The organism is Chelatococcus sp. HY11, assembly GCF_018398335.1.
In the GTDB taxonomy this organism is placed as follows: domain Bacteria; phylum Pseudomonadota; class Alphaproteobacteria; order Rhizobiales; family Beijerinckiaceae; genus Chelatococcus.
On the sequence record NZ_JAHBRX010000005.1, the window covers coordinates 26,569 to 47,051 of the forward strand.

Annotated in this window: 21 protein-coding genes and 3 pseudogenes; 18 read left to right on the forward strand and 6 right to left on the reverse strand. The window is 59.3% G+C overall.

The genetic code is table 11. The annotated features are described in order from the left end of the window. Nucleotides 1–6 precede the first annotated feature (6 nt). The 11 genes and pseudogenes from KIO74_RS31125 to KIO74_RS31175 all read left to right on the forward strand — a co-directional run. Nucleotides 7–759 (forward strand): DUF1403 family protein, encoded by a 753-nt coding sequence (locus tag KIO74_RS31125; RefSeq protein ID WP_213339641.1) that lies wholly within the window; start codon nucleotides 7–9, stop codon nucleotides 757–759. A 2-nt stretch (nucleotides 760–761) separates the two neighbouring features. Next, nucleotides 762–1,442: an SMC-Scp complex subunit ScpB gene (gene scpB, locus KIO74_RS31130; protein WP_213339643.1), complete on the forward strand. Its 681-nt coding sequence runs from the start codon at nucleotides 762–764 to the stop codon at nucleotides 1,440–1,442. A gap of 419 nt (nucleotides 1,443–1,861) precedes the next feature. Further along, complete coding sequence (locus KIO74_RS31135; RefSeq protein ID WP_213339645.1) at nucleotides 1,862–2,404, forward strand: cucumopine synthase-related protein; 543 nt, start codon at nucleotides 1,862–1,864, stop codon at nucleotides 2,402–2,404. Nucleotides 2,405–2,446: 42 nt separating this feature from the next. Beyond that, nucleotides 2,447–2,875: a DUF3830 family protein gene (locus KIO74_RS31140; RefSeq protein ID WP_213339646.1), complete on the forward strand. Its 429-nt coding sequence runs from the start codon at nucleotides 2,447–2,449 to the stop codon at nucleotides 2,873–2,875. Between the two features lie 9 nt (nucleotides 2,876–2,884). Beyond that, nucleotides 2,885–4,489 carry a hydantoinase B/oxoprolinase family protein gene (locus KIO74_RS31145; protein WP_213339648.1) on the forward strand — a complete coding sequence of 535 codons (1,605 nt, stop codon included), beginning with the start codon at nucleotides 2,885–2,887 and terminating at the stop codon, nucleotides 4,487–4,489. Continuing rightward, on the forward strand, nucleotides 4,486–6,537 hold the full coding sequence (locus KIO74_RS31150; RefSeq protein WP_249731682.1) for a hydantoinase/oxoprolinase family protein: 2,052 nt from the start codon (nucleotides 4,486–4,488) through the stop codon (nucleotides 6,535–6,537). Before KIO74_RS31145 ends, KIO74_RS31150 begins: the two co-directional genes overlap by 4 nt. Nucleotides 6,538–6,539: 2 nt before the next feature. Then, a complete protein-coding gene (locus tag KIO74_RS31155; protein ID WP_213339652.1) occupies nucleotides 6,540–7,295 on the forward strand; it encodes a substrate-binding periplasmic protein in 756 nt (251 codons plus the stop codon). Between the two features lie 24 nt (nucleotides 7,296–7,319). Further along, complete coding sequence (locus KIO74_RS31160) at nucleotides 7,320–8,093, forward strand: amino acid ABC transporter ATP-binding protein (RefSeq protein ID WP_213339654.1); 774 nt, start codon at nucleotides 7,320–7,322, stop codon at nucleotides 8,091–8,093. A 1-nt stretch (nucleotide 8,094) separates the two neighbouring features. After that, a complete protein-coding gene (locus KIO74_RS31165) occupies nucleotides 8,095–8,790 on the forward strand; it encodes an amino acid ABC transporter permease (protein ID WP_213339656.1) in 696 nt (231 codons plus the stop codon). A 115-nt stretch (nucleotides 8,791–8,905) separates the two neighbouring features. Then, nucleotides 8,906–9,676: a GntR family transcriptional regulator gene (locus KIO74_RS31170; protein WP_249731683.1), complete on the forward strand. Its 771-nt coding sequence runs from the start codon at nucleotides 8,906–8,908 to the stop codon at nucleotides 9,674–9,676. A gap of 128 nt (nucleotides 9,677–9,804) precedes the next feature. Beyond that, nucleotides 9,805–10,637: pseudogene (locus KIO74_RS31175) on the forward strand (IS3 family transposase); the annotation flags it as partial. 246 nt (nucleotides 10,638–10,883) lie between these two features. Here the strand turns inward: KIO74_RS31175 and KIO74_RS31180 are convergent. Beyond that, nucleotides 10,884–12,147: pseudogene (locus KIO74_RS31180) on the reverse strand (IS110 family RNA-guided transposase); the annotation flags it as partial. Between the two features lie 143 nt (nucleotides 12,148–12,290). Here KIO74_RS31180 and KIO74_RS31185 point away from each other — a divergent pair. Beyond that, nucleotides 12,291–12,626, forward strand: a pseudogene (locus KIO74_RS31185) (integrase core domain-containing protein); the annotation flags it as partial. 199 nt (nucleotides 12,627–12,825) lie between these two features. On the opposite strand, the gene KIO74_RS31190 reads toward KIO74_RS31185, so the two are convergent. Together KIO74_RS31190 and KIO74_RS31195 are read right to left on the reverse strand one after the other, a co-directional pair. Then, nucleotides 12,826–13,839 carry a hypothetical protein gene (locus tag KIO74_RS31190; protein WP_213339661.1) on the reverse strand — a complete coding sequence of 338 codons (1,014 nt, stop codon included), beginning with the start codon at nucleotides 13,837–13,839 and terminating at the stop codon, nucleotides 12,826–12,828. A 776-nt stretch (nucleotides 13,840–14,615) separates the two neighbouring features. Next, on the reverse strand, nucleotides 14,616–14,948 hold the full coding sequence (locus tag KIO74_RS31195) for a helix-turn-helix domain-containing protein (protein ID WP_213339662.1): 333 nt from the start codon (nucleotides 14,946–14,948) through the stop codon (nucleotides 14,616–14,618). 142 nt (nucleotides 14,949–15,090) lie between these two features. Between KIO74_RS31195 and KIO74_RS31200 the strand changes: the two genes are divergently transcribed. From KIO74_RS31200 to KIO74_RS31215, 4 genes are all read left to right on the forward strand, one after another. Continuing rightward, the gene (locus KIO74_RS31200; protein ID WP_213339664.1) at nucleotides 15,091–15,423 is read left to right on the forward strand and encodes a hypothetical protein; all 333 of its coding nucleotides are present in this window, start codon (nucleotides 15,091–15,093) and stop codon (nucleotides 15,421–15,423) included. Between the two features lie 10 nt (nucleotides 15,424–15,433). Then, nucleotides 15,434–16,045: a hypothetical protein gene (locus tag KIO74_RS31205; RefSeq protein ID WP_213339666.1), complete on the forward strand. Its 612-nt coding sequence runs from the start codon at nucleotides 15,434–15,436 to the stop codon at nucleotides 16,043–16,045. 191 nt (nucleotides 16,046–16,236) lie between these two features. Continuing rightward, nucleotides 16,237–16,410: a hypothetical protein gene (locus tag KIO74_RS31210; RefSeq protein ID WP_170147551.1), complete on the forward strand. Its 174-nt coding sequence runs from the start codon at nucleotides 16,237–16,239 to the stop codon at nucleotides 16,408–16,410. After that, nucleotides 16,391–16,990 carry a GIY-YIG nuclease family protein gene (locus KIO74_RS31215; protein WP_213339668.1) on the forward strand — a complete coding sequence of 200 codons (600 nt, stop codon included), beginning with the start codon at nucleotides 16,391–16,393 and terminating at the stop codon, nucleotides 16,988–16,990. The genes KIO74_RS31210 and KIO74_RS31215 overlap by 20 nt, the downstream gene beginning before the upstream one ends. 169 nt (nucleotides 16,991–17,159) lie before the next feature. Here KIO74_RS31215 and KIO74_RS31220 read toward each other — a convergent pair whose 3' ends face one another. Continuing rightward, nucleotides 17,160–17,429, reverse strand: a complete 270-nt coding sequence (locus KIO74_RS31220) for a hypothetical protein (RefSeq protein WP_213339669.1) — start codon at nucleotides 17,427–17,429, stop codon at nucleotides 17,160–17,162. Between the two features lie 175 nt (nucleotides 17,430–17,604). Continuing rightward, entirely contained in the window at nucleotides 17,605–17,883 is a 279-nt protein-coding gene (locus tag KIO74_RS31225) for a hypothetical protein (protein ID WP_213339670.1), read from the reverse strand. 454 nt (nucleotides 17,884–18,337) lie between these two features. Here KIO74_RS31225 and KIO74_RS31230 point away from each other — a divergent pair, with 454 nt between their 5' ends. Then, complete coding sequence (locus KIO74_RS31230) at nucleotides 18,338–18,931, forward strand: helix-turn-helix transcriptional regulator (protein WP_213339671.1); 594 nt, start codon at nucleotides 18,338–18,340, stop codon at nucleotides 18,929–18,931. Between the two features lie 99 nt (nucleotides 18,932–19,030). On the opposite strand, the gene KIO74_RS31235 is transcribed toward KIO74_RS31230, so the two are convergent. Beyond that, complete coding sequence (locus KIO74_RS31235) at nucleotides 19,031–19,735, reverse strand: IS6 family transposase (RefSeq protein ID WP_213339672.1); 705 nt, start codon at nucleotides 19,733–19,735, stop codon at nucleotides 19,031–19,033. Nucleotides 19,736–19,938: 203 nt separating this feature from the next. Between KIO74_RS31235 and KIO74_RS31240 the strand changes: the two genes are divergently transcribed. Further along, on the forward strand, nucleotides 19,939–20,364 hold the full coding sequence (locus KIO74_RS31240; RefSeq protein WP_213339673.1) for a MaoC family dehydratase: 426 nt from the start codon (nucleotides 19,939–19,941) through the stop codon (nucleotides 20,362–20,364). The last annotated feature ends 119 nt before the right edge of the window (nucleotides 20,365–20,483 follow it).

The following is a 20,483-nucleotide window of genomic DNA, read 5'->3' on the forward strand; positions in this document are numbered from 1 at the left end:
CACCCTATGTTCTCAAAAGTCGGACAGATTCATCCCTTTCGTGTCGTGACGCCAATGCGCGACGCCTGGTTGCTGCGCCAGCCCGGCGACGCGCCGGGGCCGGCCGGCAATGTGCTCGCCGCGTGGCGGCTCCTCGCCAGTCGTTCGCTGCCGCCCACCATCCAGGAGTTGCGGACGGTTACCGCCTTGCTCGGCGTCGGCTGGTCGGACGGCTTTGGCGGCCTGATCGACGTCGTACGGGATGAAGTGCGCGCCGGCGCGCCGGCGCCGGTGGTCGCGGCGCGCATCGCCGCCGCTGTTATGCGGGAAGACCCAAAAGCCGAACTCCTGGCCTGGTGGCTGGCCGACGGCGCCCTGTCCTGGCGCATGGGCTGGCGCCATGCCGTGCTGATCCTTGCCCCCCAAATCCATGCGCCACTGCTACGGTTGGGACCGGACAGCCGGCGCGCGCGACCGGGCAGCGAAGTGTTCGAGCAGGCCGTCTTTGTCGCCGCGACCCTTGGAGCGGCGGAGGCCTGCCGGCTCGCTACAGACATAGCGGCGCAGGCCGGGCGCTTGCGCGCCGCCGTCCCAAAACTGCGATCCAAGGCGGCCGGCGACGTCATCGACCGGCTGCTCGGCGACGATGCGGTGTCAGGAGCGTTGACCACCGAGAGTCTGTCACGTTGGGCCAGCCGGCGCCTGTTCGATCGACTGGTCGAGCTCGGCTCTGTGCGCGAGCTCAGCGGCCGCACGACCTTCCGCATCTACGGGATATGACGATGGCGGAGGCGGCGCGTGCGAAACGGGCGAAAGGGCGACCATCCGACAGTCTGCTGGACCGCGAACTGGATCACCTGCCGGCGGAGGCGCGGTGGCGGGAGTGGATGAACCGGGTGGAGGCAACGATCTTTGCGGCCAGCGAGCCGGTCGACCGCGAGACGCTGGCGCGGATCGTGGGAAAAAGTTGCAGCATCGATCTCCTGATCGACGATATCCGCGAGGAGCTGCGCGGCCGTCCTTATGATCTGGTCGCGGTCGCCGGCGGCTGGAAGCACTTGACCCGGCCCGCCTATGCCGACGCCATCCGCAGTGCATTTGGCACAGCCGTCGGCGGAAGCGAACGTAACCTGTCGCGGTCCGAGGTGCTGGTGCTGATGTGCATCGCCTATTTCCAACCGATCACCCGTGCCGAGCTTTCGTCCTTCTTCGGCAAGGAAATCAGCCGCGACCTGATCGGCAACCTGCGTTCATTCGGGTTCATCGCTTCCGGCCCGCGCGCGCCGCAGCCGGGTGCGCCCTACACCTATGTCACCACACCCGCGTTCCTGCTCGAGTTCGGGCTCGAAACCCTTCGTGATCTCCCCGACTTCGAGGCACTCGAGGATGCGGGATTGCTCAGCAAGGCAGAGCTGCTGACGGGTGAACTGGCAACGGTGGTCAACGAAGCCATACGCGACTAGAATGGGCCGCCCAGAGGTGGTTCTCAGGTCGAATCCCTGGTTCTTAGATTTGCTGGCGTGCTCGCGGCAATGGCTGACTCCGACGGTCCGCGGAATTTCCCTCAGTTGTTGAGCCGACCGCCCGCGAACTCAGTGAAGTCATTGCGTGTCCTGATCTCCCATCTTTGATCTTGCCGAGCGATCCTCAGCTCCGGAGACTTCAGCTAGGGCAATAGGGCCGAGCCATGGCGTCTTTGCGGACGACCTCCCAGGAACATCAAAAAGGGAGACGACCAGCAAAAACATGCATCCGTTCAACAACCGCTTCTCGAGTCGATCCCATGCGTCGTAATGTCGCGCTCTGGAATTGTTAAAACATATTTGTAAATACAAATTATACGTTACGTTCACGCCGAGCCAGCTACAGAAAGGGATCGGGAATGACGTGGCGGGAAGTTGAGGCCTACATTAGGCAAAGGACAGAAGCGATCTGGCTTGATGAGCCAGCCGATTTGATCAAGATCAGGCATGGCGTGATCGATTCCGGCGCGGGCACATACGGACAGGTTTTTACGACTTTGCTGTTCGGACAGAGCGAACTGCGGGGAGTTGCATTTTACGCGACGACGGCCGTGCTGAAGCTAGCGCACGATCCGGACTTCAACGTGGAACAGCTCAAGAAGATGGCGCAGGCTCACTTTGCCTATCGCGCTGGTTTCTTGAATTATGTGGGCCTCCATGAGCTTGGCGACCTGTTCCTGCGCTATTTTTCGGTGTTCGACCAGATCTCGACCAGGGAAGACTTCCTGAGCCTGACCGAAGCGATTCACACTTACGGTGCCCGTCTACATCTTTGGACGGAGCAGGTGTTCCCGTGGCACCTCGGTATGCATATGCACCAGCGTAGCAAGGATGAGGCGCAGGATATACTCTCTTATGCTTCCGCTGAGCCGTGGACACGCGTCCCTTATCAAACCAAGTGATTGTCGAGGACGAAGAATATTATGTCGAAGAAAACACTTAAGATGTCATGGCCGGCATTCGATGCGAGCATTCGGATCGAGGTCTATGATGACAAGGCGCCCACGGTTGCCGGCAAGATCTGGGACGCACTGCCATTCAAGACCATTCAGTCTCACGCGCTGATTACCGGCCCGATGTTGCTCGCGACTGCGCCGGTGCTCACGCTCGCCCGCGAAAACCTCAAGCTCTATACCGACGTTCAGCCGGGCGAATGCCTTTATGGGGCGGGATCCCAGAACCTCATTATCTGCTACGGCGGACTGACCGAACCCGAAGGCGCGGGTATCTGGGGCAAGGTCTATCCTGAAGACCTGGATACGCTGGTCAAGGTCGGCCACAAGGCCTGGGCGAACCTCATCGCTCCCTACGGCAACGATGAGCTTAATCCGCTATCGAAGCGCAATATTCTCGTGGTGTGCGAGCGGGCTTGAGGCAATAACATGGGTGGTTCGACGTCAGCGGCTATGCATGAACTCGATCCGGTGACGCTCGAGCTCATCCGCAACAGTCTGCTTTCAGTAAGCGAGGAGATGTCTCAGGCGTTGGTGCGCTCCTCGCATTCCCCGAGCATCAAGGAGCGCAAGGACTGCTCCTGCGGAATATACACCGCCGACGGCGAAATGGCCGTTCAGGCGGAGCACATACCGATACATCTCGGCGTCATGCCGTTTGCGATGCGTGCCATCCTGGCCCGGTATCCTCGCGATGAGATGCGACCAGGAGACACCTTCCTGGTCAATGATCCGTATCACGGAGCCAATCACCTTCCCGATTTCATTCTCGCGGGGCCCCTGTTCATCGAGGGGGAACTCGTCGGATTTGCCGCAAGTCTTGCCCACCACAATGATGTGGGTGGCATGGCGGCGCGATCCATGCCGGCGGCCGCGCGCGAAATCTTTCAGGAGGGGTTGCGGATTCCACCGGTAAGGCTGACCCGCGACTGGCAGCCAGACGAAGCGATGACGCGACTGATCGTGAGCAATTCGCGCACGCCGGACGAGAGGCTGGCAGACCTTCGCGCGCAGATCGCTGTGGCCAAGCTCGCCCAGCAGAGATTGATCGAGATCGGTCAGCGTTATGGACGTGCGACTATCCTGCGAGCGCTGAAAGAGCTTCTGGATCGTTCGGAAGCCGCCTTCAGCAAAACCCTCAAGAGTCTTCACGGTCATGTGTCTTATGGACAGACGGAGGCCGATTTTGGCGGGCAAATGGTCCCTATCAAGGTCAAGCTGGAGGTTCAGGAAGATCGGCTTGTCGTCGACTTTGCGGGTACCGCCCGGCAGACCGACAGCCCCTTCAATTCCTGCCTGTCAAACACGTGTGCGTGCGTGTTCATGGCTCTGCGCGTGACGCTGGCGGGCGATATTCCCCCCAATGCAGGCCTTTATCGCTTGGTCGACGTGCGCGCACCGGAGGGCAGCATAGTCAACCCAAAATATCCGGCGGCCATTTCTGCAGCCACCCAGGTGTCATACCACACGTTCGACGCGCTGATGGAGGCATTCGAACCGTTGGCCCCACACGCAATTTACGCGGAATCCGGAGGTGGCGGTGTGTTTTCGTTCGGAGGTCTGAACCCTCGGACAGACCAGTTGTTCGCCTATGGCGAAGCGCTGGGCGGTGGCTCAGGTGCCAGCCCGGACAGTGAGGGGCAATGTGCGGTGATGCCGCCCGTCTCCAATCTCAGCGATACGCCGGCGGAAGCTGTCGAACTGAGCATGCCTGTGCGGATCGAGCGCTACGAACTGGTCAGAACGTCGGGCGGCAAGGGATTCCGCAAAGGCGGGCTGGGATTCCGACGGGTGTTCCGGATGTTGGCGCCGGTGCGTGCGTCGTTCCAGATCAGCATGGGGCATCGCGCACCGCGCGGCCGTGACGGTGGCGGCAATGGAGCGACGACAAGCATTCGCATCGTGCGAGAATCGGGACAGGTGGATGTGATCGACAGCTACGTCGAAGCTGATATTGCGGCGGGTGACGTCGTTTGGATCGAGACGGCGGGCGGCGGCGGATACGGCCAGCCGGTGCCGGAGGCCTCGTCATGAGCCGCGACTTCCACGCTGCGATCGATGTCGGCGGAACGTTCATAGACGTGCTCATCGCCGACCGGGCGACGGCGGCCAGCCGGATATCGAAGGTCCTCCATCGTCCTGGCCACCAGGGCGAGGATATCATGACATCGCTTGCCGACCTTGCCGAGCGGTTTGGTGGCAGCATTGCCGATATCGGCACGCTGGTCGTTGGCACGACCGTTGTCACCAATGCGCTGCTTGAGCATAAGCTTGCCCGCACGGCGCTCATCACCACCGAAGGGTTTGCGGACGTCATCGAAATTGCGCGTATGCGCCGCCCGTCGTCCTACGACATTGGTCTTTCGCGGCCGGTGCCAGTAGTCCCCAGAGATCTCCGCTTTGAGGTTCCCGAGCGCATCGGTGTTGACGGTAGTGTGCTCACGCGGCTCGACGAAAGCCTTCTTCCTGACCTTGTCTCAAAGCTGCGTGCGGCGGAGGTCGAGGCAATTGCGATCTGCTTCCTCTTTTCGTTTGTGGATCCTTCGCATGAGCAAAGAGTGCGCAACTATCTTGCCCACGAGTTCAATGTTCCGATTTCTATTTCTTCGGAAGTGCTGGCGACTTTCCGTGAATATGAACGCATCAGCACCACTGCCATTAACGCGGCCGCAAGCCCGGTGATGGCGCGCTTTCTGGACACGCTGGAACGCGCGGTCGAGGGCAAGGGAATGCGCCTGAGCATCATGGGATCCGATGGCGGTTGCATGACGCTACCTGAGGCGCGTCGTTTTCCCGCGCGGTGCATGCTTTCGGGACCCGCCGGTGGCGTGCTCGGTTCTCAAACGCTGGCGAGCCAGCTTGATCTGGGCGATGTACTTACGCTCGACATAGGCGGCACCAGTTCGGACGTCGCCCTGCTGCGTGCGGATCAGACCGCGCTAACGCAGGACCGAACCATCTCCGGCTACTCAGTCGCATTGCCTTCGGTCGAGGTTGAGACGGTGGGGGCAGGTGGCGGATCGATTGCCTATATCGACAGCACCGGTCTTGTGCGGGTGGGACCGCGCAGCGCCGGCGGCAAGCCTGGGCCTGCCTGCTACGGACTTGGCGGCGAGGAGCCTACCGTCACCGACGCTCATGTGGCGCTGGGGCGCCTTGGTACCGGATCGATGCTGGGCGGCAAATTCTCGATAAGCAGGCAGGCGGCTCTTGAGGCGATCGAGACGCGGATCGCCAAGCCAACCGGCATGAGCACGATGCGGGCGGCAAGCGGCATCCTCGATATCGCAATCGACAACATTTGCAGGGCGGTCCGCTCGATTTCGATCGAGCGGGGACACGATCCGCGGGAGATGACCTTACTGCCGTTTGGCGGCGCCGGTCCGATGCACGCTCTCGAGGTTGCGCGCGTGCTGCAAATCCCGCGGGTTGTGATCCCGCTTTATCCGGGCGTGTGGTCGGCCTTTGGCATATTATCGGCGGACCTCACCTATTCAGCTCATCGAACGCTGATGCTGACGGTCGATGCGAACGCTGCGAAATCCCTGCGGATCGCGTTGCACACGCTTGCCGATGGGTTGCTCGCGCGCGCCGAGGCGGATGGTCTGGACCCGAAAGGAATGTCGATCAATCGCAGCGCCGACTTCCGCTATCGCGGTCAGTCGCACAGCCTGACTGTGTCGCTGGCCGGGGAGACCGAGACAGACCTCGATGCCGCCGTAGCAGCGTTCCACGTCCTTCATGAGCAACGGTTCGGACATGGCGACACGGCCGCATCTATCGAGCTTGTTAATGTCGGGGTCTCGGTCCGCCAGCCAAACCCGGGGATTGTGATCGATTTCCATTCAACGAGCGGCAATCCCGCTCCGCGAAGTCATCGAGATGTTTGGTTTGGCGACCAAGATCCGGTGAATTGTCCGGTCTTCGAGCGCGGTGATCTCCCGGTCGGGCACCGCATCGAGGGACCGGCTGTCGTCGAGCAGTACGACTCCAACCTGGTGTTGATGCCGGGCGACAAGGTCGTGGTCGCGGAAGGCGGCGCACTCATAATAGAAATCAATCAAAAGCCACAGAGGGTCTAAAAATGAGAATTTCTGCTTTCATTCAGTCTATCGTGCTGGCGTTTGCTCTCGCCGGCTCAGCCTCAATCGCGACTGCGCAGGACTTCCGCGTCGCAGGAGATCCCAATTACCGTCCGTTCGGCTTTACCGACGAAAACGGAAACGAAGTGGGCTATGACATGGATTTCGCAGCCGCGCTGGGTGAAAAGATCGGCCGTAAGACGGCTTATGAAGGCATGGCCTTCGATGGCGTCGTTCCCGCACTTATGTCTAAGCGTATCGACGCCATCACCAGTCTGGCGGTGACGAACGCCCGCAAGGAACAGGTACTGTTCTCTCAGCCTGTACTCGTTCAAGACATCGTCGCGATCCTGCCTGTCGGCAAACCCGTGCCGTCGCTGGAAGAATTGAAGGCGCTCCGTATCGGCGTGCAGGTCAACAGTTCGGCAGCCGCGCAGGTTGAAGCGCTAGGCATGAAGGCGGCGAGCTACAATTCCCTACCGGACGAACTAAATGATCTCGTACTGGGACGTTTGGACGCGGTCGTTGTGGAGAGCATCGGCGGCGCATACACTGTTGCGGCTACATTCCACGATAAGTTGGTCGTTTCTTCTTTGAAGCTCTCCAGTGAACCGCGCGTCATTTCGGTGGCCGTGCATAAGGACAATGGCGATCTCCTGGCCCAAATCGACCAGGCGATCACGACGATGAAGACTGACGGCACCATGAAGGCTATCGCCACCAAGTGGTTCGGCGAGACCAATGTGGTTGCGGAATGAAGGCAAGGTCTTATGTACGGTACGATGACCGCACCCGATAATCCGCTACTTGTGGTTGAGAATGTAGGGAAGCGCTTCAGTGCGAGCTTCGCTATCGAAGATGTGTCATTTAAGCTGAATCGCGGAGAAACCGTCGCGATTCTAGGACCGAGCGGTTCCGGCAAAACCACCATGTTGCGGTGTATCAACTTCCTGACGCCCTATGACAGCGGTACGATCCGGGTCGGCGGGCGTCTGGTCGGATATCGCGAGGAGGGTGGCCGGTGCCTTCGGGAGAAAGAGGCGAACATTGCCGATATCCGCAAGCGGATCGGCTTCGTTTTTCAGCGCTTCAATCTGTTCCCCCATCGGACCGTCATCCAGAACCTGACGGAAGGCCCGGTCTATGTGCTGGGCCTATCCGTCGACGCAGCCATCGAGCGCGCGCGGCGCGCGCTCGATCTCGTAGGCCTGCGGTATAAGGAGAATGAGTGGCCGGATCAACTCTCCGGCGGTCAGCAGCAACGAGTGGGAATAGCGCGGGCCTTGTGCATGGAGCCGGACATGATCCTGTTCGATGAGGCGACGTCGTCGCTCGATCCTGAACTTGTTGGTGAAGTGCTCGCCGTCATTCGTGATCTCGCGCTCAGCGGGATGACCATGCTGTTGGTGACCCATGAGATCGCCTTTGCGCGCGAAGTCGCCGATCGGATCCTATTTATGGAAAATGGTCGCCTTCTTGCGGATCAACCGGCGGAGGTTTTTTTTGCTGCGCCGCCGTCTGCGCGCATAGCGCAGTTTCTCGCGAGGAGCATGTGAAATGCTTGAGTTCGCGCTTAAGTATTTCCCGCTTTATTTCCAAGGCGCGTTTATCAGTGTCGGTTTGACAATATTGGCCATGAGCGGCGCGCTTGTAATCGGACTGGTCGTCGCACTGGGGCGCGTTTCAGGCAACACGGCCGTGCGTTACGCCTCTTCGGCTTATGTGGCATTGTTCCGAGGCGTGCCGCCATTAGTGATGATCTACATCGTCTATTTCGGGTTGCCGGCCTGGGCGGCAAGTTCGGGTGTGGAATGGCTCAGGGCGGCCATGCACCCTCTGGATAACCGTGTTGTATCGGCGACATTGGCGCTTTCGGTGATCAGTGGTGCATATGCCGCGGAGATATTGCGGGCAAGCATACAGGCTGTTCCGCCAGAGCAGAGGGAAGCGGCAAGATCGATCGGCATGTCGCATTTTCTCACGCTGCGTCGCATCATTCTCCCTCAGGCCTTTAGAATTGCTTTTCCGCCGCTGGGAAGCGAGTTCATCATCATTTTGAAAGGAACGTCGCTCGTGTCCGTTATCGGTGTGAGCGAGCTGATGCGTACCGCACAACTGGCGGCTTCGTCGACGTTCCAGAGTCTGACAGCCTACTCGTTCGCGGCGGTGTTCTACATTGCGATGGTGATTTTGATACAAACCGTTGTCTACCTGCTCGAGCGGTGGATGCGGAGCAACAGGGTGCACGCATAGGCAACTGTTTGAATCTAACCATGAAAGGCTCCGGCATTCCGACGCCTTGGCGGACGGTATATAAGCGGCGCGAGCGTTGTGGGCGGCAGCTCATGACGTGGGATGAGGTATGAGAATGAAAAGTTCTGAAGGCACTGCCCGCGCCCAGCCGATCTATCTGGCGCTTGCGGGAGAGTTGGAGGCATCGGCGAGAGCCCTGTCGCCCAATGTTCTCTTCCCCACAGAAGACCAGCTAGCGCAACGGTATGGAGTAAGCCGTCCGACAGTTCGCAGGGCGCTATCGCTCATCGAGGCCAAGGGCTTGGTGCGGCGCGAGCAGGGTCGTGGCACGATTGTATGTCCCCCGAAATTCGAGCGAAGGCTCGTTCCGCCCCGCTCCATCATCAAGGATTTCAGGGATCAGGGCTATCATCTTGACACCCGGACCGTTTCGCTGGACGAAAACTTCCAGGCAGATCCTAGCTTGCATCGGCAACTAGCCGGCAAGGGAAAGGGCGGTGTTGCGTGTTTGCGGATCGTCCGTTCAGTTGCCGACGAGGCGCTGGTTTATGAAACGCATATTTTTCAGAGCGGGTTGTTACGCAAGATTGATCTGGCTCGGATCGAATCCGAGTCCCTTTCCAAGCTTCTGGTGGAGGGCAGCGGTCTGGAGATCGTCAATTCACGGACAATCGCAGAGATTGAGCCGTGTAACGCTGAAGTTGCGTTTCATCTTTCGGTGGCGGTCGGCACGCAAGTCGTTATCCAGCGATTTCAAGACCAGCTGGCATCTGGCCGACTGCTTCAGGCCGGTGAGATGCATTACCGGACGGACCGTATCAGGTTCAGCATTGTACAAAACGGCTCACCGTATGCCGATGGCGAGGCTGATCTTCTGTTTCCCTGAGGCACGCGATTGCTAGAGAAGGCTCATGATTCTGCGCGAAGGCAAGGAGAAGAGGTGTTGACTGGTCTGCCCCCTGAAAAGTGGTCCTCCCTGAAGTAGGCTCTTGAGCCGTTGGAGAGGACATTGGAATGCCCCAGAAGAAGCACAAGCCCGAAGAGATCGTCGCGAAGCTGCGCCAGGTTGATGTTTTGTTGTCACAAGGCCGATCGGTTGGCGAAGCGGTTCGCTCAATCGGTGTGACGCAGTTCACCTATTACCGCTGGCGCAAGGAGTTCGGTGGCCTGAAGGGCGACCAGGTGAAGCGCCTGAAAGAGCTCGAGAAAGAGAACGACCGGCTGCGCAAGGCGGTGTCGGACCTGACGCTGGAAAAGCTGATCCTGAAAGAGGCTGCCTCGGGAAACTTCTGAGCCCCGCCCGCCGCCGTCGCTGCGTCGACCATGTCATGGCGAAGTTCTCGGTGTCGGAGCGCTTTGCCTGCAAGGTCCTGGACCAGCATCGCTCGACCCAGCGCAAGAAGCTGAAAGGCCGGGCGGATGAAGAGGCACTGACGGCCGATATCATCCGGCTGGCTTCTCGGTATGGCCGCTATGGCTATCGCCGGATCACCGCGATGCTGCGCTTTGAGGGCTGGACGGTGAACGCCAAGCGTGTCGAGCGCATCTGGCGGCGGGAGGGGCTGAAGGTTCCGCAGAAGCAACCGAAGAGAGGCCGCCTCTGGATGAATGACGGATCGTGCGTCCGGCTTCGACCCGAGCACCCCAACCATGTCTGGTCCTACGATTTTGTCGAGGGCCGGACCCACAATGGCAGGAAGTTCCGCATGCTCAACATCATCGATGAGTTTACCCGGGCATGTCTGGCGATCCGCATCGATCGCAAGCTCAACTCGACCGACGTCATCGACGTTCTGTCGGACCTGTTCATCCTGCACGGCGTGCCTGGCCATGTTCGTTCCGACAACGTCCTATGTCGGGAAGCAGCTTTGGGCCTTGGCCAGCAGGTCTCATCGCGTCGGCGATGCGCCGACGTCGGTAATAAGCTGATCCAGATGGTTTCCACCGTCAACGGGATCGCTCCCAGCCATAGCAAACACAGGATCCAGCGGCACTGACGCGGCCGTGGTCCTCACCGTCCTCAAGACGAGATACGCACCCAGGTGGAAGGCCCGAACATTATCTACAGGGTCGCCTTCGGCGCCCTCACGGCACTTGCAGAGAGGGGTCCTTCCACCTGGCATCCGACCGCTCCAGGAACGGCCGGTATTCTGTCCCCGTCTTGACGACGGCATGCGCCACCCGCGCCATCTTGGCGGTAAGTGCGGTCATCGCCTTGCGACGGCGATCGGCATCGTCCGCGTGGCCGGCAACATAGCGGCCGAGCTTGTCGCGGAAGCTGTTATCGCGCTGGCGCGCGGCGACCTGCGCTGCCATCCAGAACGTTCGGCGCAGGCGGGCATTGCCGTACTTCGACAGCTTGGTCCGGCCGCGGAAGGTGCCGGATTGGCAGGTCGCGAGGTCGAGGCCGCAGAACTTCAGGAACTGCCGGTGATGGCCGAACCTGCGCAGGTCTCCAGCCTCGGCCAGGATCGTCAGAGCGTTGATCGGTCCGATTCCCGGGATCTGCCGCAGCAGCCGGTAATCATGATGATCGGCCAGCGTGGCCTGTGCGATCTCCTCGATCCGGTTGCGCTCCCGGATCAGGCCTCGCGCTTGGGCGACGATCATGCGGAACATCGTGATCGCCGCACTCTCCTCCAACACCGGCAACGCGATCGATGAGCAGGCCGTCTCGTAGATATCGTTGATCAGCCGAGCCTTGGAGACCTTGCGGCCGACCAGAGGCCAAGCCTCGGCCACGAACGCTTCCCGCTCCAATGTGGTGATGCTGCCGGGCGTCGGGAAACGCTCGATCAGCGCCAGGAACCAATCCGAGCGGCTGTTGCCGGCGAAGCGGGCTATCTCCGGAAAATACAGCGGCAGATAATGCGTCAGGATGCGGTGCCAGGTCTGCGTCTTGGCCTTCGAGATCGTCTCGTGCGTCTTCGACAGCTCCTGCAGGTCGTTGATGCCGGCGGCCAGCGGATCGACATAGGCCTGCGTGGCGCCGATCCGCAACATGTGCAGGATCACCTGGGCATCCTTGGGATCGTTCTTGTCCCAGCCGTTGTGCAGAGCCTCTCGAGTCCGGGCGAGCGCGACCGAGGAGATTAGCCGCAGCTCGAAGCCTGCCGTCAGCAGTCGGTGGGCGAGCGTGCGATGGTAGTTGCCGGTCGCCTCGAAGCCGACGAGGATCGGTCGTCCGATCGCAGAAAGCTCAACAGCCAGGCGCTCGTAGTCCTGCTTGGTCGCCATCAAGGTCATCCGCCGGCGTCGACCACCCTCAGGTCGTTCGATCAGGACCTCCTGACGATGCTTGGACATGTCGATCGCTACCAGCACGGCGCCGGTGGGAGTAGAAAAGCGCTTGGTCATGGTCGGCCTCTCTCCAAAGTGTTGTCTCGACAACCTCACTTTAGAGACCTGCTGGCCGGTCATGACCGCCGTGACGGCGCGCTGCGCTACGCAAGGCTTCGCGCGCCGTCAGCCAACGGTCGAGCCTCTTCCCAATGTGCTATGGTCCGGAGTTCATCGCCAAAGCCGTGCGGGATTGGATTGCCGCTGTCGGCGCAAAGACCGCCTTCATCGAACCGGGAAGTCCTTGGGAGAACGGCTACTGCGAGAGCTTCAACTCGAAGCTTCGCGATGAACTGCTCAATGGCGAGACCTTCTACAGCCTCGCCGAGGCCCGGATCATCATCGAGCAATGGCGACGCTACTACAACACCGAGCGGCCGCACTCATCGCTGGGATACAAACCGCCGGCGCCGGAGGCCCTCATATGGCCGTCGAAACCCGGCAAAGCGGCACCATCATCGGCTCTGCCGCTGGCCGATAAGCCCATCATGCATTAAGACTGAAACCGGACCACCTCATAGGGGCAGGCCACCGTCATCTGGAGACCTGGAGTGTTCGTTTGACAGGGGCGGATAGGCACGGCCCGAACACTCGAACTGATTCCTAAGGTTTCCTTAAAATGGTTCTACAGAATTATTCAAGCCTAGACTATGGAGCATACCCGGCCTGACAGTCCTAGACGCCCAGAACCTATGGCTATGCCAAAGCCTCGACCAACGCTCGTGTCTGTGCCGATGGAAGGCCATAACTCACTAGCCGCACGTCCAGATCGAAGTTGGCGATTTTGGTCACGGCCCGTCGAATGGCATTGTGGATCCACATCTCATCGTTACCAAATGCGCCTCCGCCGAGCCGCGTCAGGAGAACGATGTTCGACATGCCTCGCCGCGCGTTGAGGACCCCTGCCAAAAGGGTTGCCTCGTAGGCAGCATCCAGCACGAGCTGCGCGAAGGAGCCCCAGGAGGACTGCGGAACCGCTCCGTAAGAAACAGGAAGCGCGGAGCAAAATGCCTGGCTGACGAACGGACCCGGCTGCCGCTCAGCGTCCGTTACCTCAACATCCATATGGAGGCCAATGCGGAGCCTGCCTGCGAGAGCCTCCACAGCGTCAGAAGTCATTCCGTCAAGGAGTTGGATGATCCTTTCTAGGGAGCCTTGGCTTGGCAGTGCATAGCCGTTGCGCATGTCCCAGAGGTCATCGCCAGCGCAACAGAGGAGGCGACTTAGCTCCTCCCCAACGCCGGCGAGACCATCAAGTTGGCGAAAGGCCGTTTGGCCGACCTGGTCGCCAACAGGCACGAAATAATTGCGATAGATTGTGGCCGCTCCGGCAGCGATGGCGCAGGCTGGTCCTTGCGTGGGGTCGTAGGCGTATCCCGAAACCCCATGTTCTGGCGTGACGTCGGGGTGGATCATTTCCAGGGCGTTGAACTGAGATGCAACCTGAAACAGGGCCCCAGCATATTCTGACGCCTGATGCATCTCACGCACATCGCCCTGTACCAGGCTGAGGCGGGGTCTGGATGAGATGCTGCGACCTGCTGCGACCTTCTTCCTCAGATCGTTGAGCGAGGTCATCGAGAAGGTGCCAACCTCGGAGGCACGCCCATTGATCTTCGATCGAAGTCGAGAGTTGTTGAGTTCAAGCAGTGTGCGGGTTTCGTGATAGCCGAGTTCGGAAAAGCCTGTCAGAGATTTGAACCAGTCCATACGTTATCCTTCTTGGACAGCGTATATATCACAGCGCGAGACAAAAACCGTCACATTAGTCGCAGAGCGAGGCATACAGAAAGCGGCCAATAGAAATCCCGCCTCGAATCACCGGGTGTTGATCTGCCGCAACTGGGTAAGTGCGACTTTCTTCAAAATCCGACCGGACCACGTCCTGGTTCCTGGTGCCATTATCGTGCTTTCCGTTCAAGGGCCGACTTCTCGAACCAAGCCAGCATGGCGATCAGGCGACCGCGATCCATCGTCCGCATGCCTTGTTGGCGCTCTTCATGGTCGAGCTGCCCGAAGGCTGTCAGCATCTGTGCTGCGCGAGCTGTGAAGCGAGAGCAACTCATGCAACAGTGCTAGACGGTGCTCGCCGTCGCGGATATGGCGCTCAGCCAATGCGAATTGCTCGCGAATGGTGGTCCCGGAGCATGCAATCTCGCCATCGCAAGGACTTCAGATGAGGGTATCATAGCGGAGAATATCCGAGTGGCCAAGTTCACGGTCGGGTCGGAGCCTCACAGATCGGACTTGCGGGCTCGACAATGCCTCCCGATTCTTGCCTTGCGGCAGCCGAGGGAGCGGCAAATCGGGAGGCTGCTCACGGGGGAGCGTGAACCCACAGAACCAAGCATGATTTTTGGTGAGCCGCAAACGAAACTAAGGTGGACATGGCGACCGTTCCTAGCCGCCCGCGACCCACCACTGGGTAATCTAAGTCATCGGCTGGTGGTATGGACGGCCAGCTCCCATGTCCCGTCGCTGGTTGGTCAGCGACGCTTTGTCAATGCCCGAAGCTGCTCGAGCGCCACCGCGAGATCGTTATCTGGCAATGAATCAAGAAGCAGGCGTGCTTCAACATCCATCTGTAGGCGTTGATCCGACTTCTGTGCGTCAGGGACATCGAAGAATGTCCGGACGGGGACCTCCAGCGCCTCGCTTATCTGGACAAGGGTCTTCAATGTTGGCCAGTTAATAGCACGTTCCCATTGAGAGACAGCATCCACCGAGCGCCCGGCCTTATGGGCGAGTTCCTCCTGCGTCAGGCCTTTCTGGCGACGAATCTCTCTCAGAATCAGACCGAACTTGGCGACAGCGACCATTGCGCAGTTTTGCGCTGGCCAGGCGCGGCGTTGAACAGATTGAACTACGTACAGATGTTATTTATCCGTAGAGTACTACGGATTTTTGTTGAAATTGCGATTGGGTTCCGCTATCCCTCAGGCACCAATTGAGAGGCTATGAATGGAAGCCACCACCCCACAAATGAGGAGCTGCCCATACTGTTCGGAAACGATCAATGCGCAGTCCAAGAAATGCAGGCATTGCGGGGAGATCCTTGATCCGCAGATGCGCGAGCTCGAGATGCTGAAGAAGCAGCAAGGCGGATCGCAGGTCTTCATGAATGCCGGAGGTGGCGGCGCCGCGGCGGCTGCCTCAGCCGTCGTCGGTTACGCCGGACCCATCAAGCGGTTCCCCCACTGGTTACATATCATCCTGTCGATCCTGACCGGTGGGTTGTGGCTGCCGGTCTATCTTCTGCTGTATGTGTTCCGTAACAAACGTTATTACTTTTGAGGCGGCCGCCATGGGGATCCGATGGATTGCCAGGGCTTCGCTGCCCTTGATCGTTCTCACAGCGTTTGTCCATCCCGTCATTGCCGATGACCGGGTGCCGCTGCGCGATGGGGTGTATACTGAGACGGCACGACGATGCGCGGAATTCAGACGGGGCAAGCTCGACTTTGCGCCCTATGAAGTCGACAAGGGTGGAAAGCAGTTTCAGGGACCGGAGACCGCCTGTGTGGTGGCCACGATAAAAATGGTCCGGCCGCCGCATCGCTATCTTGTCGAGACTACCTGCCGGGAGGTTGATGAGACCTTCACGCAGTCATTCATCCTCGATGTCCCGACGCGGGAGCGGTTCAGCCTCGAGGGCGAGGACTATCAGTGGTGTACAACCCTTGCGACCACCGCGCAGAAAGCGCCCGCGACGCCCCCCTCGCGCGGAATGGCAAACAAGGCGCTGATCGACTATTGGGCGGATCAGAACGACGCTTGCCGGGGAGGCTCTGGCGACGACCCTGCGACCGAAAAGGCTTGCGGTCGCCGCGCGAAGGCGGTTGATGAGCTCAAGAAGCGCGGGCTTTGCTACAGATCCGTCAAAGGCGGTCAGGATTGGGTCCGGTGTCGGCGGTAAAGGTATCAAGGCAGCGTCACGCAGGTCGGGGAATGGCGGGCGGGGCTGTCACCCAGTCAGCGAGAGGATGCGCAGACGAAACTCTGGAGAGGCAAGTTCGGGCCTTCCATGCCCGGCTGTTTCCTGAAGAGTATGACGAGATTTACGACGACACTGTGGATGCTGCACTGCGGAGACGAGGCATCAATCCGATGAGCGCCGACTCTATCGCACGCGTCGATGCTCGCCGGACGGAACTCGGGTTTTCCCCCTACACTGTCACAGGAACCACGGACCGCCTGGCAACGCTCGATTGGACGCGTGCCATGGTACGGCAGGGCAGGCAGGCTGAGGTCGAACGTCTGTGTGCCCATTACGGTCTTTGACCTGGCGACCCGGCTGGCAATTCGTGATCAGCAAGAAGTCATCATCGAAGGACAACCAGGAACGAATTTGAACACAGGAACCGTTGATTCAACCATCCTGCCGATCCTTGGGGCATGGAGCAACCTTGACCACCAGGCCTGGTCCATTGGCTTTGCCACGGTCGGTGTTGCAGATTGGCAGATCAAGGATCGGCTCTCTCGTATCTTTGGGGCCGGACCGGGCGTATTCTGGCTTTCGGTCAGGCGCGCGTCGCTGGCCCACATCCTCGATCACTTTGTCAGCCATCGCCATCCTGGCTATCGCTATCCGCAGCTCGCGCCATTGCCTGTCAATGGAAGCACCTTGTATGTCGGCCAGACTTCCAACCTTGAGGCCCGGTTGCTCGAGCATCTGACCCATTCGGATGCGCAGAGGGAAGCTCTGCATCTCGATACCTGGGCACAGGGTGTTCATGGGATCCTGTGCGTGGATGCTGTCAGGTGCGATCAGGCGGAAGAAGCTGACCGAATCGTAGTTAATGCTCACCTGAAGCAGGCCTTGCGACCTTTGTGGTGCGGAGACGCGTCGTCCGATGCGTGATCGCCTCGCTCAGGTCGCTGCCTATTGCGCTACGATTTGGGGAACTACCGCGGCCAAGGCGGCCTTGAGCTTACCCGTTTCCGTGCTTCGCATTTCACGAGTTAGCCAACTTTCGCAATCATCGCGCTTGTTGTTCTTCAAATGTTTTGCAGCCAAGGCCTTTTTAAGGTCAAAAAGCTTGAGGAGCTCCGCCGAACATCATAGAGCTTTCACCGATGGTTTCGGACGAGAGGCCGGCGTTCATTCGGTCGCGCGCCGGGTTCTCCGTCAAATTGTCGTTCGCCTCCGCCACGTGGGCGCGCCAGAGCGCCCTACGGAACGGCACGGGAAGGTCCATTAAGAGATCCAATTCCATCGACTGCCAGACGATCGGCCGAATGAACCCCGTCGCGATCTTGGCATCGTAGCGCATGTGGTCGATGTCCTCCGGTCGGCTCATCCGGTGAACGTGGCGGACTACTTCATCAATCCATGAAATGTGGCGGCGTCGGCCTTTTGCCGCAGCCGGTTTCCCCAACCGCAGACATGAGGCCGCACCCCACTATTGGAGTAGCGGACCAGTAACTATCGAATTGCCGAAACTCGATCTGGATCAAGCCATTGCAAGCGCTTCTTCAAAAGCATTTGCAGGACAGTTCGAGCTCATCGATCTGGCGGCGCAATGCTGCGATAATGGCGCGAAGATCGTGATCACTTTTTGAGATCGAATCTGCCTTTGAGAGGTGCAAGGATAGAAGCGCGATATGCGCAGCCAAATTGTGACGTTTGGCCCACACGTCTTCCAGCTCGGTCGCGACGGCCGCATCACCGACATCAGCGACGAGTGTGATTCCCTGCTCGAGCGCAATCTCTATACTCGCCCCGGCGGCGCGCACATCCGGATAACCAAGCATGAAACTCCCCATGAGACATCGCAACCCTGCGGTGGTCACCACCATTTGCGAAGAAAGCCACTAGCAATGGCTCACGTCCGCCCAATGACTACGCTGCATATGCATCGTGGCCATCCCACTCCGCGCTTACGATCGGGCAGAGCTTAGGCTCGAGACGTGGCTAAGCAGCACAGGTAGCCCATCCTGTTCGGCAGCCGGCCGGCACCTTTTCCTGAGGGACCCTCGGCAAATGATGCTGCCCGCCCGATATCATAGACAGCACCAAGGTTCCTACTCCAAATGGGTTATGGCCCGCCGCGTGGAGCACGCTATCGTTCACTTGGCAGGAGTGATGGGGACACCGAGCTGCATTTTCGCACACAGGCGCATGACAGGGGAGGAGGGCGTGGATGAAACGGGGTCTGTCTCTAGGCCTGTTGGTGGGGCCGCGGTCGAGACAGCGGCGAATGCTGCCATGCGGCTGGTAGCTGCCTTGCTGGAGCTGCTGGCTGATCCCGCATTTGTGGTCGACGGAGGCGGCATCGTCAAAGTCCACAACAGCGCCGGCACGGGATTGATCGAGGATAGCCGTGTCGGGCTGTCTTCCACAGGCCAGCTGGTTTTGCGAGGCACGCGCGCAGCACGCCATCTTTCCAGCCAGATCTCAGTCTGCTGCGCGTCAGGTCGGTCACAGCTTGACGGCTTTAAAGTTGAAGGCCCTGACTCACGTGAGCTGTCGGTTGCTATTTTCCCCCTGATGTCGGAGGCATCGGGCGATATCGCGGCAAAACAGGGAAGGAATATCTGCGACGCTCTCGTGGTGTTTTCAGTGGAGCGGACAATCAATAGCCTGCGAGCGCCGCCTCAGAGCGTCAGAGGTAAGTTTACGCCCACCGAGCGCCGTGTCGCGGACAAGCTGAAGGACGGCTGTGACCTGAAGTCGGCCGCCGCCGAGCTCGGCATCAGCTATCAAACCGCCCGGACCCATCTGCGATCACTGTTTGCCAAGATGGATGTACACCGACAAAGCGATTTGGTTCGGCGGCTCCTGACGGAGGACAAGTCATAGTCGCGCTGCATACTGCGGGCACCGCCACGAGGTGTTTAGGCGATGTCACCTTAACTTACGTTCTGGCGCGCCGAATGGGTTGAGCATCGCGGATTGATTTCAGGCCATGGTTCCCGTCACAGCTTTCCACGCCGCGATCGCCTGAAGGCGGTGCAGGTAAACCTCGACTGCGGATCGTTGGGAACGGGGTGGGACGAAGAGATTTCGGACAGCGGAGAAGATCGAGACGAAGCGTTGCAGGCTTCCGGGTGATCGAAACCCCTGCATCATTCGCTCCCGCTTTCGTAATGGTACGTGCGAATTCTCGGCGCGGTTGTTAAGGCCCTTGTGTGATCGATGATCGACATTTGGCATGATCTGGCGATGCGCCGCACCATAGGAGCGCAGCTTGTCGGTAATCATCCGCTTCGGCGCGATGCCCTGCTTCTTCAAAAGTCGAGCCAGCAATCGCTTGGCCGCCTTGGTATTGCGGCGGGCCTGGACGATCTCGTCAAGCACATAGCCATCCTGATCAACAGCGCGCCACAACCAGTGTTTCCTGCCGGCAATGGTGATGACCACCTCGTCGAGATGCCACACGTCATTCCGGCTGGGCTTCTTGCGATGAAGGCGACGTGCATAGTCTGGGCCGAACTTCTTTACCCAGCGGCGGATCGTTTCATAGGAGACGACAATGCCACGCTCCAGCAGCATTTCTTCGACAAGACGCAGGCTCAGCGGAAATCGGAAGTAGAGCCACACTGCGTGTGCGATGACCTGGGGAGGGAAACGATGGCGCTTGTAGCTGATGGATGAGGTGTTCATCCAGGTGCGTATATCACAATGCTACTCACAAGCCGTTACCGTGACATCGCCGGTGCGGGGCCAAGTCAATGGCCTAACGCGCAAAAGAAGTCGTAAATTGGGCATCATGGACGTCCTTGAATATACGTTGCATCTCGATCGGAATGACGGGACACGTGCATGCACTATAACGAATACATGGATTTTGCCGCGGGGACATGACAATGCCGCTTGAAGTTGGTACGACTCTGCCACTGCGTAGGATCGACTTTGTAAATCCCGATACGATGCGGGTTTGGGCGCCAATACTCGCAGACCCGAACCCAATCCACCTCGACCGTGATGCTGTACGGGCGAAGGGTCTCGGAGACCGACGGGTCAACCAGGGCGTCATAAGCGCCGCCTATGTTATGGATATGCTGCAGGCGTCGTTCGCAGAAGGTTTTATCGTGTCATTCTCCAGCCGCTTCATTGACAATGTGTATGAAGGCGAGACGGTAGAGGCTAGCGCTAAAGTTACCGCGATCGAACAGATAGGTATTATGGTTAATATCACCTGCGACTTTGTACTAACCTCGATTGAACGAGGGTCGGTGCTGATCGGGAATGCAGTCGTCTCGCTTCCCTCATCCGCTTTCTCGACGAACTAAGTTTGCTAATCTCAATTTTGTTCTATGCTATGCAGAATCCGGCTGACAGGAATTTTTGTGTTAGGTTGCTACAGAATCACCAAACCAGATTCTCATTGGAGTGGGCCAGCCTTCAATTC